This window comes from Pulveribacter sp., from assembly GCF_032079985.1.
In the GTDB taxonomy this organism is placed as follows: Bacteria; Pseudomonadota; Gammaproteobacteria; order Burkholderiales; family Burkholderiaceae_C; genus Melaminivora.
In genome coordinates, this window is record NZ_DAMATK010000002.1 from 805292 (window position 1) to 819724 (window position 14433).

The following is a 14433-nucleotide window of genomic DNA, read 5'->3' on the forward strand; positions in this document are numbered from 1 at the left end:
AGTCATCAAAACAGCGCCGCCTGATGCGGCGCGCGCGTCACACCAGGCGCATCCAGCGCCACCAGCCGGCCATCGCCCGTCAGAAACGCCGCCCGCACCGGTTCGCCAGGCAGCAGCGCGTCCAGCGCCTCGCGGTAGCGCTGCATTTGGGCCACCAGGGATTGCTGGCTTTCGGGTTGCGCGGCGCTCTTGTAGTCCAGCACCCACCAGCGCGCGCCGTCCCGGGGCTGGCGCAGGCAGACCAGACGGTCCAGGCGCAGGCCCTGGCCCTGCCAGGTCAGCGGCACCTCGTTCATGGCCTGCTCGACGCAGGCCTCGTCCCAGGCCCACGCGCCCTCGCCCTGCAGGATGGCCCCCGCCAGGGCGGCGGCGCGTGCGGCAGCGTCCGGCGTGATGTCGAAGTCCCGCGCCAGGCGGGCCAGACGCTGCGCGTCCCAGCCGGCGGCTGCGCCGTGGCCACCGGCCTGCTCCAGCAGCTGGTGCATGGCCTCCCCTTGGCGCGACAGCGGCGTGCTCGCCGGCACGGCGCCAGGGCCGGCCGCCGGCGCCACATAGGCCGGCAGCACAGGCAGCACGATGGCAGCTCCCTCGTGTGCGTCGGCAGCGCCCTGCGCATCGGTCAGCACGGCGGGCTGCAGGTCGGGCAGCAGCCGGCTCCACCAGCTGTCCTGCGCGTGGCCGTCGGCCCTGGCCTGCACACACGACAGCGCCAGGGTGTGGCGGGCGCGGGTGGCGGCCACGTACAGGCTGTTGATCTCCTCGCGCTGGCGCTCAGCCAGCTCGGCGGCCAGCACGTCCTGCACGCTGGGCGGAGGGTTTTTCTCGCTGGCCAGAAAAACGAAGTGGCGCGGCACGGGGTGCTCGCCCGGCCAGTCCACCAGCGCGCCCATGGTCTCGGCGCGCTGGGCGCCGGCGTCGGTGTCCAGCAGCAGCACGGCGTCGGCCTCCAGGCCCTTGGCGCCGTGGATGGTGAGCAGGCGCACGGCCTCGCCGTCGACCCGGCCTGGGGCACGCGGGCCGGCGCGCTTCATGGCGCGCACGAAGGCGTAGGGCGTGAGATAGCGCCCGCCGCCCTCGTCCAGCGCGGCAGACAGCAGCGCGCGCAGGTGGGCCAGCACGCTGGCGCGCTGCGTGGCCGGCGCCGCCGCGGCGTAGCGCGCCAGCACGTCGGCGTGCTGGTAGATGGCCTGCAGCGCATCGTGCGGCGGCAGCGTGGCCACCCATTGCTGGTATAGAGCCAAATCGGCCCCTACGCCTTGCAGGTCCTGCGCCAGTAGCTCACTTTTTTGCAGCAGATCGAACCAGCTGCACGGCTCTTCTTCGGGGGCCTGCGCGGCCTGCTGGCGGCGCAGCAGGGCCAGGCGCACCAGGGCTTCGTCGGGCAGGCCGAACAGCGGCGACTTGAGCGCGCGCGCCAGGGCCAGGTCATGGCCGGGGGAGACCAGCGCGTCCAGCAGCGCCACCACGTCCTGCACCTCGGGGGCGTCGGCCAGCTGGGCTTTTTCCGGCTGCACGCAGGGAATGTGCAGGGCGCGCAACGCGTCCTGCATGGTGCCCAAGCGGTCGCGCTTGCGCGCTAGCACCATGATGTCCTGCGGCCGGGTGCCGGCGGCGATCTGCGCCGCCACCCATTGCGCGGCCTGGGCGCATTCGCGCATGCGCAGCGTCTCCTCGGCCTCGTGGCGGGCCTGGGTCAGGCTGTCGCGCCAGGGCAGGAGTTCGTCTTCCTGCGCGGCGGCGTCCCCACCACCGGCCCGGGCAGGCCGCGGGATGGGCGGTAGCTGCAGCAAGCTGCCAGCTTCCGTTGATTCGGTGGTGTGATCGCGGTAGCCGCTGTACAGCCGCGCTGCCTGGGCAGCCTGCATGACGCGGTTGACGCAGCCGATCACGCCCGCGGCGTTGCGCCGCGTGTGGTCGCAGGCCAGCAGGTCGCCGCCCAGGGCGTCCTGCACGAAGGCCTGCGCGGCGCGAAAGACCTGCGGCTCGGCCCGGCGGAAACGGTAGATGCTCTGCTTGGGGTCGCCCACGATGAACACGCTGGGCGCCTGCTGGCCCCCGCCCGCGCCGGCATAGCCCGACAGCCAGGCCTGCAGCGCCTGCCACTGCAGCGGGTTGGTGTCCTGGAATTCGTCGATCAGCAGGTGGCGCACCCGCGCGTCCAGGCGCTCCTGCACCCAGCCGGACAGCACCGGGTCGGACAGCAACACCAGCGCCGTGCGCTCCACGTCGTTCATGTCCACCCAGCCGCGTTCGCGCTTGAGCTGCGCGAACTCGGCGATCAACCGCCGTGCCAGCCGCGCCATCCGCTGCTGGTGCTGCCAGGCCTGGTGCTGACGCTGGGCGGCGCACAGGCGCTGCAGCTCGGCCTCGGCCGCGGCCGCGGCTTCGAACTTCTGCAGGTGGTTGGTCAGCCGGTCTTCCGCCGCGACGAACAGTGCCTTGCGCAGGGCCTGCAGCCGTGCCTGCGCATCCGGCAGCTCGAAGGCGGTGACGATGGCATCGGCCGCCTTGGGCGCGGTCTTGCCGCTTTGCGTGCCCAGATCGCGCGCCCAGGCCTGCCAGCGCGCGCGGGCCGCATCGCCGTCCAGCGCCTGGCTGGGCTGCTCCAGCCCGGCCAGCTCCGGGTAGTGCTGGCCGCAGTGCGGCACCGAGGCATCGACCACGCCGGACTCGTCGGCCAGGGCGAATTCCACGCGCTTGGCCAGCGCCGCCTCCAGCGCCTTGTGCGTCTGCGATCGACCGTGTTCGGCCACGCAGGCGCCGTAGTCGGCGCGCAGCTGCTCGTCCTGCGCCACGGCGCGCAGAAAGGGGCGCCAGACCTCGGCCACCGCATCGGCGTCGTCCTCCAGCAGCTCGTAGCCCGTGGGCAGGCCCTGCTGCTGCAGCACCGACAGCGGTGCCGTAGACAGCAGCGCGGCGAACCAGCTATGGAAAGTGCGGATCTGCAGCGGGCGGCCTGCGTCGAGCGTATGCTGATACAGTTTTTGTAGCTGCTCGCGCTTGTTCCATGCGGCTTGCGGGTCGATTCCCCTTGAAATCAGCTCTGCCGGCAATTCGTCCGCCGGGCGCGCGGCGAAGTCCTGCAGCCACTGCTGCAGCCGCTCGCGCATCTCGCCCGCGGCCTTCTTGGTGAAGGTGATGGCCAGGATCTCGTGCGGCGCGGCGCCCTCCAGCAGCGCCCGCAGCATGCGCGACACCAGCATCCAGGTCTTGCCCGCGCCGGCGCAGGCCTCCACCGCCACGCTGCGCCGCGGGTCACAGGCAATCGCATAAAACGCCTCGCGCGAGACGCTGCGGCCGTTCAATTCATAGGCGGCTTGCACAGTCATTTTTCTCGTCCAGTACGCCATGCAGCACCCACGCCCCACGCAACTGGCGCGACGCAGGCCAGCAGACGCCAAGCAATGGCCGCCCCGCAGCGAAGGCGTCGTCCCCCCCTCCCGGAGCGCGCAGCGCGTAGAGAGAGGGGGGAAGGCGCGCAGCGCCTCACGGGGGTGTCCCTGCTACTCATTCCAGAAGTCCTTGCGGCACAGGCCGCGCGCGGCGCACCAGTCGCACACGGCGCCCTCGCCCAGCGCCTGCAGGGGCGCGCCTTCGGCAATACGCGCCATGTCCTGCTCGATGGAGCGCAGCAGCTGCTGGTGCAGCTGCTGCAGGCCGTCCTGCTCGTACAGCCGGGTCTCGCCGCGCTCGCCCACGTTCAGGTAGGCGGCGCGCAGCGTGTGGCCCGGCGGCATGAGCGCGGCGTAGAAAGCCAATTGAATGTCCTCGCCGCCGGCGCCGATGCGCTCGCGGGTGCGCATGGCGTTTTCGCTCTTGTAGTCGATGATCAGGTGCACGGGCGGCTGCCCCGCGGGCTGGATCACGTCCACCCGGTCCAGCGTGCCGATCAGCTCGACGCCGCTGTCCAGCGGCTGGCGGGCGTGCAGCTCGGCGTGGGTGAAGGCACCACCCTCGCCGGCCTCGTAGCCGCTCAGCCAGCTCAGGTAGCCGTCGCGCAGCAGGGGCCAGCCGCTGGTCCAGGGCAGGAAGTCGCCACCCTCCAGGCGCAACTCGTGTGTGGCGCGCGCCGCGGCCTCGTCCATCAGCGCGACGCGCTCGGCGGCGCTGGCGGCCGTGCCCAGTCCTTCGTGGAAGTGCTGCAGCAGCCGGTGCAGCCAGGTGCCGAAGTCGCGCTTGTCCACCTGGCCGTCCAGCTCACCGTCTTCCTGCAAGCCCAGCTGGCGCAGCGCGAAGAAGCGGTAGGGGCAGTGCCGCAGGTCGGCATAGGCGGACGCAGACAGCCGCGCCAGCGGCAGCGCACGGCCGTCGGCCCGGGGCCGGGCCACGGGTGCGGCAGTGACGGCGCGCGGCACGCAGGCGTCCTGCCCCTGCCCAGCCACGTCCAACAGACGCAGCGCCTGCACCAGCGGGCTGGCCAGCAGCGGCTCGCTGCGCCCGTCGCCGGTGCGCCAGACCAGCTCCACATGCGGCAGACCCAGCGCGTACTGCCAGGCGGCGCGCTGGGCCTGGGCCAGCGCCTCGCGCGTGGGCAGGCCCAGGCCTTCGCGCTGCGCGGCTGTCCACGGGCCGGGCGGCTCGGGGGCGGCCTGCAGGCGCTTTTCATCGCAGCCGGGCACGACCAGCGCTGCGAAGGGCCGCGCCAGCAGCTGCGCCAGGGGCAGCACCACGACGGGCGCGCCTTCCGGGTATTCGGGGCGGTAGCGGGCGCTTTCCAGCACCTCGCCGGCCCAGCGGGTGAACTCGGCCAGGTTCAGGCGCCGGCCCGCACCGTCCACGGCATGCAGGTCGTCGCCCAGGCCGGGCGGCAGACGCAGCTCGGCCAGCACGCGCTCGCCGGCGGCGTCGGCCTGCAGGGCGTCCCAGGCGCCGCAGTCCTGCAGCAGCTGGCGCAGCGCCGCCAGCCAGGCGGCCAGCGGGCGCGCCGCCTGCAGCTGGCTGCGCCAGTGCTCGCACTGCGCGGCCAGCGCGGCCTCGAGCGGCAGGTGGGCGCTGCGCGCGGCCAGCTCGGCGGCGCCAGCGCTCCACTGGCGCGTGCCCTGGCGACGCAGCCAGCGCTCCAGCGCGCGCAGCGCCGATGCATCGGCGCCGGGGCAATGCTTAAGCCAGTCCAGCACCTCGTCGGCCGGCGCGTCCCAGGCACAGGCGCGCAGCAGCGCCATGAGCCGAGCGGCCGCCCGCGTGGTGGACAGCGTCCAACCGGACTCGTCCTGCACGCTGACGCCGGCAGCGTGCAGCAGGGCGCTGATGCGGCGGGTCAGCGCGCGGTCGGTGGCGGCCAGCGCTACTGGGGCGCGGCCGGCCGCCAGGTGGGTCAGCACGCAGGCGGCGGCGCGCTGGGCCTCGGCCTCGCCGTCGTCCACGGTGTGCAATGCGATGCGCGGCGCGTCGGCAACGGGCAGATGCAGGGAGGCGGACCAGCCGTCGTTACCCCAGTGCGCCAGCAGCGCGCGGGCCAGCGGATCGGGCTGCAGACCTTCCAATACCACCAGCAGCCGCGCTGCCTGGCGCGCCAACGGCGTGAACAGCACGTCGCCGGCGTGGCGCGAGGCCAGCACCCATTCCAGCGCGATGCGCGCGGCGGCCGCTTCGAAACGCAGCGCGGCGCCCTCGCCGCCGGCAGGCAGCAGCGCGCGCGCCGCCTCGCCCCACTGCGGGCGCTGGTCGGGCGCGACGGCGGCCACCGCGCTGGCCAGCTGGCCGGCCATCTCGAGCACCAATTGCGCCAGCATCTCGCGGTGCTCGGCCAGGCCGGCGCGCTCCAGCAAGGCGCGGGCGGTGATGGCGTCGCGCGCCCTCTCGCCCGTGTATTCGCTGGCGTGCGGCGCGGGGGCTGCGAACCGTCCCGCCCAGTTGCGCGTGGTTTCAAAACGCGGGGAGAAACCCTGGGAGTACAGGCGCTGCCACTGCCGGCCGGCCTGGGCCATGAGCTGGGCGTAGGGCACCAGCACCACCACGGCGCACAGGCGTACCCCACGCTCGGCGGCGAGAGCCTGCACGCGGGCGAACACCTCGCTCCAGCCCTGCGCCGGGCAATCGTCTGTCGCTATGACTGTCATAGCATCGGGGATACGGCCGCAGCGCCGCGCGGGGTTCGGGTTTCTGTCACAATGACCGGACTTTAAACGCAGCAGACAGCCCCAGACACGGGAAGGAACCGAAGGAAACGCCCATGGCCAGCGAACTCATCAAGCAACTCAGCGACGCCAGCTTCGACGCCGACGTGCTCAAGGCCAGCACCCCGGTGCTGGTGGATTACTGGGCCGAGTGGTGCGGTCCCTGCAAGATGATCGCACCCATCCTGGACGAGGTCGCCAGCGCCTACCAGGGCCGCCTGACGGTGGCCAAGATGAACGTGGACGACAACCGCGAGGTGCCGGCCAAGTTCGGCATCCGCGGCATCCCGACGCTGATGCTGTTCAAGGACGGCCAGCTGGCCGCCACCAAGGTGGGCGCGCTCAGCAAGGCGCAACTCACGGCCTTTATCGACCAGCAACTGGCCTGATATTCGCCGGCCCTGCCGGCACACCGCGGCTGCCTGGCGCAGCCGCTTTGTTTTGCCCCGTAGCCCAGGCCAGGCGCAACGCGCTGCAGGCCTGCGGGGATTTCCTGTCATAATTTGCACGCTGATCGCACCGCCGCACCACCCACAGTCGCGGCGGGCCCGGATCACCGGCTCGTCCTCCACGCCACGCTCCGTGGCACGCATGGAACGCAGCCCCTCCCACCCCAAGACACCTGTCCTCACTCCGCTCAAGGAGTCACTACATGCACCTCAACGAACTCAAGGCTTTGCACGTGTCCGAAGTGCTCAAGCAAGCCGAAGCGCTGGAGATCGAAAACGGCGGCCGGATGCGCAAGCAGGAGCTGATGTTCGCCATCATCAAGAAACGCGCCAAGGCGGGCGAACAGGTGTTCGCCGACGGTGTGCTGGAGATCCTGCCCGACGGCTTTGGCTTCCTGCGCAGCCCGGACACCAGCTACACCGCCAGCACCGACGACATCTACATCTCGCCCAGCCAGGTGCGCCGCTTCAACCTGCACACCGGCGACATGATCGAGGGCGAGGTGCGCATCCCCAAGGACGGCGAGCGCTACTTTGCCCTGACCAAGCTGGACAAGGTCAACGGCATGGCGCCCGAGCAGAACAAGCACAAGGTGATGTTCGAGAACTTGACGCCGCTGTTCCCCAAGGAGCAGATGAAGCTCGAGCGCGACATCAAGGGCGAAGAAAACATCACCGGCCGCATCATCGACATCATCGCCCCCATCGGCCGCGGCCAGCGCGCGCTGATCGTCGCCCCCCCGAAGAGCGGCAAGACGGTGATGATGCAGCACATCGCCCACGCCATCACCGCCAACAACCCGGACGTGCACCTGATGGTGCTGCTGGTGGACGAACGGCCCGAGGAAGTGACCGAGATGCAGCGCTCGGTCAAGGGCGAGATCATTGCCTCCACCTTCGACGAACCCGCGGCGCGCCACGTGCACGTGGCCGAGATGGTCATCGAGCGCGCCAAGCGTCTGGTCGAGCTGAAGAAGGACGTGGTGATCCTGCTGGACTCCATCACCCGCCTGGCCCGCGCCTACAACAACGTCGTGCCCTCCAGCGGCAAGGTGCTATCGGGCGGCGTGGACTCCAATGCGCTGCAGCGTCCCAAGCGTTTTTTCGGCGCGGCACGCAAGGTCGAGGAAGGCGGCTCGCTGACCATCATCGCCACGGCACTGGTGGACACCGGCAGCCGCATGGACGAGGTGATCTTCGAGGAATTCAAGGGCACGGGCAACAGCGAGGTGCACCTGAGCCGGCGCCTCTATGAAAAGCGCGTGTTCCCCGCCATCGAGATGAACAAGAGCGGCACGCGCCGCGAAGAGCTGCTGCTGCCGCCCGAGATCCTGCAAAAGACCCGCATCCTGCGCCAGTTCATGTACAACATGGACGAGATCGAGTCCATGGAGCTGATGATCAAGAAAATGAAGGAGACGAAGAACAACGTCGAATTCTTCGAGGCCATGCGCCGCGGCGGCTAAGGCACCCACGGCGGCATCGGGCCAGCGCACCACCATGCTCGACATCCTGCGCCGCCTGCTGGGGCGCTCGCGCCCAGCGCCCACGCCACCACCGCCGTCGCCCGAGCTGCGCAGCCGACAGCAGTTCGAAGCGCTGGACCGGCTGGCGCCCCTGGCCACGGCCAGCGCACCGGCGGCCACGCCCTCCTTCGTGCGCCGCGAGCCCGTGCTGGGCCGCGACGAGCGCATCGCCGGCTACACCTTCAATCTGCAGAACAACCTGCAGTCGCGCTTGCAGGGCAAGCAGGACCTGCGGCACAAGGTCTATGACGACGTCCTGCTGCGCAGCCTGGCGTCGCTGGGCATCCACAGCCTGCTGGGCCACCGCCTGGCCTTCGTCGGCCTGTCGCCGGTGTCGCTGGACAACCCGCTGCTGGACCGACTGCCCGCGCACAACAGCGTGCTGATGCTCAAACCCGGCCGCCAGCCGCTGCGGCCCGAGCTGCTGCTGCCCCGACTGGACGCCCTGCGCCAGGCGGGCTTTGCCATCGGCTGGGTACTGGACGCCCGCGCGCTGGCCGAGCATCCGGCCCTGGAGCAACTGGCCGCCCAGGGCGAGTACGTGCAGTTCCAGACCGCTGGAATGGATGGCCTGCAACTGGACGCGCTGCGCCAGTCCCTGCAGCGCCAGCACCCGCCCCAGGCGCCTGCCCTGCGGCTGATGGCGCAGGAGCTGCGCGCTTACGAGGAATTCCACCTGTGCTTCCGGATGGGATTCGACTACTTTCTGGGCGATTTCGTCACCCGCCGCGACGACTGGCACCCGCCCCAGAGCGAAACCAATCAGGCGCTTACCCTCAAGCTCTTGAACCTGCTGCGCGGCGATGAAGACCTGCGCAGCATTGCCCGGCAGATCACCACCGACCCGGTGATGACCTTCAAGCTGTTGCGCTACCTGAACTCGCCCGCCATGGGCCTGCGCGAGCCGGTGCTGACCATCGACTCGGCTCTGCAGCTGCTCGGGCGCGAACGCTGCTACCGATGGCTGTCGCTGCTGCTGTTTGACATCCGCCAGGCGGGTTTCCGCGAGCGGCTGCTGTCCGAGCAGGCCCTCACGCGGGCCTTTTTTCTGGAAGGCCTGGCCGGCCAGGGCCGTGTGCCCGACCGCCCGGACGAGCTGTTCCTGCAGGGTCTGTTTTCGATGCTCGACCTGCTGACCGGACAGAGCCTGCCCGCGCTGGCCCAGGCCGCCCGCCTGCCGGACGCCGTGCAGCAGGCACTGCTGGGCCAGCCGGGCATCTACGGCGATGCGCTGGCCCTGGCGCGCGCCCACGAAAACCCCGAGACCGAGGCGCTGGATGTGCCTGCCGCGGCCTGCGGCGTGGACGCGGCCCAGGTGCTGCGCCACGGTATCGAGGCGCTGGACAAGGCCTACGCCACGCTGGCACTGGGTCAGGCGTAGCCCCTCTTGGCGCCGCGCGGTATAATCGCGGGCTTTTCCTGTGCGGCAAGTACGCTGGATGTTTTGCGAAACAAGGGTTGTTTCCCATCCGGCACGGCTGCCGCCGCTGACTGCTGAGGCAAGACCATGAAAGAAGGCATCCACCCCACCTACCGCGAAGTGCTCTTCGTGGACCTGTCCAACGGCTTCAAGTTCGTGACGCGCTCGTGCGTGAACACGAAGGAAACCGACACCTTCGAGGGCAAGGAATACCCCCTGTACAAGCTGGACACGTCCTCCGAGTCGCACCCGTTCTACACCGGCACGCAAAAGTCCGTGGACAACATGGGCGGCCGCGTGGAGCGCTTCCGCAACCGCTTTGGCAAGAGCACCGCAGCCGCGAAGTAAGCACCGCAGGCAGGCTGCGGCAGCGCCCCGCGCGCGCCACAGCCCCCCCCACAAAGGCAGCCCGGCACGCCGCGCTGCCTTTTTTCTTGCTCGCGCCCTGCGCCGCGCGGCGCCTGACATGCGCGTTTTCCCCGCTATCCTCCAGCCGGTCGCGGCAGCCGCCGCCTTGTCCTGCCTCCAGCGTGAACCTGCCCTCCCCCGCCATCGTTGCCCGTAACGCCGTGCGCCCGCTACCGCGCTGGGCGCTGGCGCTGCTGTGCCTGGCCTACACCGTGGCCGGCTACCTGGGCCGCACGCCCTGGCGCGGCGAGGACATGACCGCCTTCGGCTACATGCGCGAACTGGCCCTGGGGCGCACGGACTGGTCCGCGCCGCTGCTGGCCGGCCTGCCGCCGGACACCGACGGCCTGCTGCCCTACTGGCTGGGCGCCTGGGCCATCCAGGGGCTGGACGGCTGGCTGCCAGCGGCCCTGGCCGCGCGCATGCCCTTCATGGCGCTGCTGGCCCTGACCTTTGCCGCGACCTGGTACGCCGTACGCGAGCTGGCGCGCAGTCCCGGCGCACAGCCGGTGGCCTTCGCCTTCGGCGGCGAGGCCAGCCCCGTGGACTACGCCCGCACCATGGCCGACGCGGCCCTGCTGGCCCTGATCGCCTGCCTGGGGCTGATGCAGTACTCGCACGAGACCACCAGCTACCTGACCCAGCTGGCCTGCAGCACCCTGGTATTCGCTGGCGGCGCGCTGCTGCCGGCGCGCCTGGCCTGGGGCGCTGCGGCGGCCGCCTCGGGCCTCGCCGGGCTGGTGCTGAGCGGCGCGCCGACCATGGCGGCGCTACTGGGCATGGGCAGCGCTTGGCTGGCGTGGCAAGCACTGCCGGCCACGCCGCGCCAGCGTACCGTGGGTACCGCCCTGCTGCTGGCGCTGACAGCGGCCGCCGCGCTGCTGGCCACGGCACTGGGGCTGTGGCGCTGGCGCGTCGTCAGCTATGAAGAGGCCAAGCAGTGGCAAAGCCTGGTGCGCCTTTTCATCTGGTTCACCTGGCCGGCCTGGCCGCTAGCGCTGTGGACCTGCTGGCGCTGGCGACAGCAGATCGCCAGCCGCGCCTGGCACCGCCACCTGTGGCTGCCGCTGTGGTTCGCACTAGTTTCGGCCGGCACGGCGCTGCTGACCCAGCCGGCCGACCGCGCCCTGCTGCTGGCCCTGCCGGCCCTGGCCACGCTGGCCGCGTTCGCCCTGCCCACGCTGCGCCGGGGCCTGGCGGCGCTCGTCGACTGGTTCACGCTGCTGTTCTTCAGCATCGGCGCCATCGCCGTGTGGGTGGTCTGGCTGGCGGTGCAGACCGGCGTGCCGGCCAAGCCGGCGGCCAATGTGGCACGGCTGGCGCCAGGCTACGTGCCGCAGTTCTCCATCGTGGCCTTCGCCGTGGCGGTAGCCGCCACGCTGGCCTGGGGCGCGCTGGTGTGGTGGCGCGCTGGGCGCCACCGCGCCGCGTTGTGGAAGAGCCTGGTGCTGCCCGCCACCGGCGCTACGCTGGGCTGGCTGCTGGTCATGACGCTGTGGCTCCCGCTCTTGGACTATGGCCGCAGCTTTGCGCCGCAGATCGCCGGTGTCTCCGCCGTGCTGGGGCCACAGCCGGGCTGCGTGTCCGGCCTGGACCTGAGCCGCGCGCAGCTGGCCGCCCTGTCCTACCACGGCGGCCTGGAGGTGGTGCCCGCTGCGCAGGCCGCCCGCTGCGACTGGCTGATCGCCGACGGCGACGCCCGCGCCCGCCTGGCCGCGGCCGGGCCGGCCGAGCGCTGGGAGCTGGTGGCCAGCGTGAGCCGTCCGACCGAGCGCAGCGACCGCCTGCTGGTGCTGCGCCGCGCCGTGCTGCCCGCCCCTGCAACCGACCACTGATGAGCGAGCTGTCCACCATCGCCCGGCACGCCCTGACGGTGCTGGCCGGGCAACTGGCCGTGATGGCCTTCGGCGTGACGGACACCATCGTCGCCGGGCGCCACTCGCAGGACTCGCTGGCGGCGCTGTCCATCGGCTCGGCGGTGTTCGTCAGCGTCTACGTGGCGCTGATGGGCGTGCTGCAGGCCCTGCTGCCGGTGTGGGCCGAGCAGCGCGGCGCCGGCCAGCACGGATCCATAGGCGCCAGCGTGCGCCAGTCGCTGTACCTGTGGCTGGCCGCCAGTGTGCTGGGCATGGCCGCGCTGCTGGCGCCCGGGCCCGTCCTGCGCGCCACCGACGTACCGCCCGAGCTGCGCGGCCTGGTTGCGGACTACCTGGCCATCCTGGCCTTCGGCCTGCCGCCGGCGCTGCTGTTTCGTATCTACGGCACGCTGAACCAGGCGCTGGGCTGGCCGCAGCTGGTCACCTGGTTGCAGCTGGGCTCGCTGGTCCTCAAGGTGCCGCTGTCCATCTGGTTCACCTTCGGCGGCGCCGGGCTTGAGCCTCAGGGCGTGGTCGGCTGCGCCTGGGCCACGCTGGCCGTGAACTACGCGCTGGCGCTTCTGGGCCTGTGGATGATGCGCCGCCAGCCCATGTACGCGCCACTGGCCCTGTGGCGGTGGCCCGAGCCGCCGCAGGGCGCGCAGCTGGCGCGCTTTCTACGGCTGGGCGTGCCGGCGGGGCTGGCGATCATGGTGGAGGTGACCTCTTTCACGCTGATGGCGCTGTTCGTCGCGCGCCAGGGCGTGCTGGCCTCGGCGGCGCACCAGATCGCGGGCAACCTGGCGGCCGTGCTGTACATGGTGCCGCTGTCGCTGGCCATTGCCACCAGCGCCCGCGCCAGCTTCTGGCGCGGTAGCGGGGACGAGGTCCAGGCAGCGGCCGCGGTCTGGAAGGGTTTTTGGCTTGCAGCGCTGATGGGTATTGCGCTGGCAGCTCTTCTTTTGATAGTACGAGGGCCGATGGCGGCGCTCTACTCCAGCGACGCCGCCGTGGTCGCGCTGACCACTGGCCTGCTGGCCTGGGTGGCGGCCTACCACGTGGCCGACGCGGTGCAGACGCTGTGCATCTTCGTGCTGCGCAGCTGGCACATCACGCTGGCGCCACTGCTGGTGTATGGCGTGATGCTGTGGGGCGCGGGCCTGGGCGGCGGCTACGCGCTGGCCTACCGCGGCGTGGCCGGCTTCGGGCCGCTGCACTCACCCGCGGCCTTCTGGATGGCCAGCGCGGCGGCCCTGGCCGGGGTGGCGCTGGCCTTCTGGGCGCTGCTGGCCTTCGTGCTCAGGGCGCAGTCCCGGCAGCGCTGATCGCTTGCGCGGCACGCAGCCGCGAAGCCGGGAACTCGACGCTGAACGTGGCCCCCTCGCCCAGCAGGCTGGCCACGCGCAGCACGGCGCCGTGGCGCTGCGCCACGTGCTTGACGATGGCCAGGCCCAGGCCGGTACCTCCGGTGTCGCGCGAGCGGCTGCGGTCCACGCGGTAGAAGCGCTCGGTGATGCGCGCCAGGTGCTCGGGCGCGATGCCCGGGCCGCTGTCGGTGACGGAAAAGCGCGCCCCGCCGCCCGGCTGCGCCTCCCAGCGGACGGTGATGGAGCCGCCTGCCGGCGTGTAGCGCACGGCGTTGTTGACCAGGTTGGCCAGGGCGCTGTGCAGCTCGGCGGCGCTGCCCGCGATCTCGCCGGCGGCCTCGGCCTGCGCCGCTTCGGGAAAGGTGATGTGGTGCGCCCGCCCGCCCTGCGCCAGGGCGGTCGACAGAGCCTGCGCCTCGTCCTGGCAGCGGCGCAGCAGCTCGCGCACGCTGACCCATTCGTGGCGGCCGGGCAGCGGGCTGCCCTCCAGGCGCGACAGGGTCAGCAGGTCCTGCACCAGGCGCTGCATGCGCTCGCCCTGGCGCGCCATCAGGCCCAGGTAGTGGGCGCGCTCGCCGGCGTCCAGCGGCAGGGTCTGCAGCGTCTCGACGAAGCCGATCAGCACGGTGAGCGGCGTGCGAATCTCGTGCGAGACGTTGGCCACGAAGTCGCGGCGCATGGCCTCGGCCTGCTCCAGTTGGGTGATGTCGCGCGACAGCAGCAGGCGCCGCCCGTCGCCATAGGGGTGCAGGTGCACGGCGATGCGCACCGGCCGCGAGGGGGTGCTGCCGCGCCCGGGCAGCACCACGCCCTGGGCGTAGTCGCCGCCGGCCAGGTAGGCGGTGAACTCGGGGTCGCGCACCAGGTTGCCGATGGACTGCAGCTCGTCGCGCGCGGCCTCCAGGCCGAAGTGCTCCTGCGCCATCTGGTTGCACCACTCGATGCGCCCGGCGGCGTCCAGCAGCGTCACGCCGTTGGGCGAGGCCTGCAGCGCGGCCAGGATCTCGTCCAACCGCGCCTGGCTGGCCTGCTCGCGCCGCTGGCCTTCGCGCAGCAGGCGGCGGGCGCGGTCCGCGGCCTCGCCCCAGGGGCCGGACAGGCGCGGTGCCTCGGCGGCCGCGCCGCCGCGCAGCCAGGCCAGCAGTCGCGCCGCGGCCCAGCTGTCCCCCGCCAGCCACAGGCAGGCGCCCAGGGCCGCTCCGGCCGCCGCACCCCAGGCGCGCGCCAGCCACCAGCCGAGCGCGGCGCCAGCCAGCTGGCACAGGATCAGGACGAACAGGCGCAGGAGCAT

9 protein-coding genes are annotated in these 14433 nt (G+C 71.7%); 6 read left to right on the forward strand and 3 right to left on the reverse strand.

Annotated elements, in window-relative coordinates; translation table 11 throughout:
• Nucleotides 1-5: 5 nt before the first annotated feature.
• Together RT282_RS10045 and RT282_RS10050 are read right to left on the reverse strand one after the other, a co-directional pair.
• Complete coding sequence (locus tag RT282_RS10045; RefSeq protein WP_313313592.1) at nucleotides 6-3329, reverse strand: UvrD-helicase domain-containing protein; 3324 nt, start codon at nucleotides 3327-3329, stop codon at nucleotides 6-8.
• Nucleotides 3330-3503: 174 nt separating this feature from the next.
• Nucleotides 3504-6059, reverse strand: coding sequence for a PD-(D/E)XK nuclease family protein (locus RT282_RS10050; protein WP_313313593.1), 2556 nt, complete (start codon nucleotides 6057-6059; stop codon nucleotides 3504-3506).
• Nucleotides 6060-6172: 113 nt separating this feature from the next.
• On the opposite strand from RT282_RS10050, the gene trxA reads away from it, so the two are divergent.
• The 6 genes from trxA (at nucleotide 6173) to RT282_RS10080 (ending at nucleotide 13100) form a co-directional block, all read left to right on the forward strand.
• The gene (trxA, locus tag RT282_RS10055; RefSeq protein WP_312302897.1) at nucleotides 6173-6505 is read left to right on the forward strand and encodes a thioredoxin TrxA; all 333 of its coding nucleotides are present in this window, start codon (nucleotides 6173-6175) and stop codon (nucleotides 6503-6505) included.
• A gap of 263 nt (nucleotides 6506-6768) precedes the next feature.
• Entirely contained in the window at nucleotides 6769-8031 is a 1263-nt protein-coding gene (gene rho / locus RT282_RS10060; RefSeq protein WP_312757389.1) for a transcription termination factor Rho, read from the forward strand.
• A gap of 34 nt (nucleotides 8032-8065) precedes the next feature.
• Nucleotides 8066-9472 carry an HDOD domain-containing protein gene (locus RT282_RS10065; protein WP_313313598.1) on the forward strand — a complete coding sequence of 469 codons (1407 nt, stop codon included), beginning with the start codon at nucleotides 8066-8068 and terminating at the stop codon, nucleotides 9470-9472.
• Between the two features lie 126 nt (nucleotides 9473-9598).
• On the forward strand, nucleotides 9599-9859 hold the full coding sequence (locus RT282_RS10070; RefSeq protein WP_312302905.1) for a type B 50S ribosomal protein L31: 261 nt from the start codon (nucleotides 9599-9601) through the stop codon (nucleotides 9857-9859).
• Between the two features lie 182 nt (nucleotides 9860-10041).
• Nucleotides 10042-11754, forward strand: a complete 1713-nt coding sequence (locus tag RT282_RS10075; protein WP_313313600.1) for a hypothetical protein — start codon at nucleotides 10042-10044, stop codon at nucleotides 11752-11754.
• The gene (locus tag RT282_RS10080; protein ID WP_313313602.1) at nucleotides 11754-13100 is read left to right on the forward strand and encodes an MATE family efflux transporter; all 1347 of its coding nucleotides are present in this window, start codon (nucleotides 11754-11756) and stop codon (nucleotides 13098-13100) included. Before RT282_RS10075 ends, RT282_RS10080 begins: the two co-directional genes overlap by 1 nt.
• Here RT282_RS10080 and phoR read toward each other — a convergent pair.
• Nucleotides 13075-14433 (reverse strand): phosphate regulon sensor histidine kinase PhoR, encoded by a 1359-nt coding sequence (gene phoR / locus RT282_RS10085; protein WP_313313604.1) that lies wholly within the window; start codon nucleotides 14431-14433, stop codon nucleotides 13075-13077. The genes RT282_RS10080 and phoR overlap by 26 nt on opposite strands.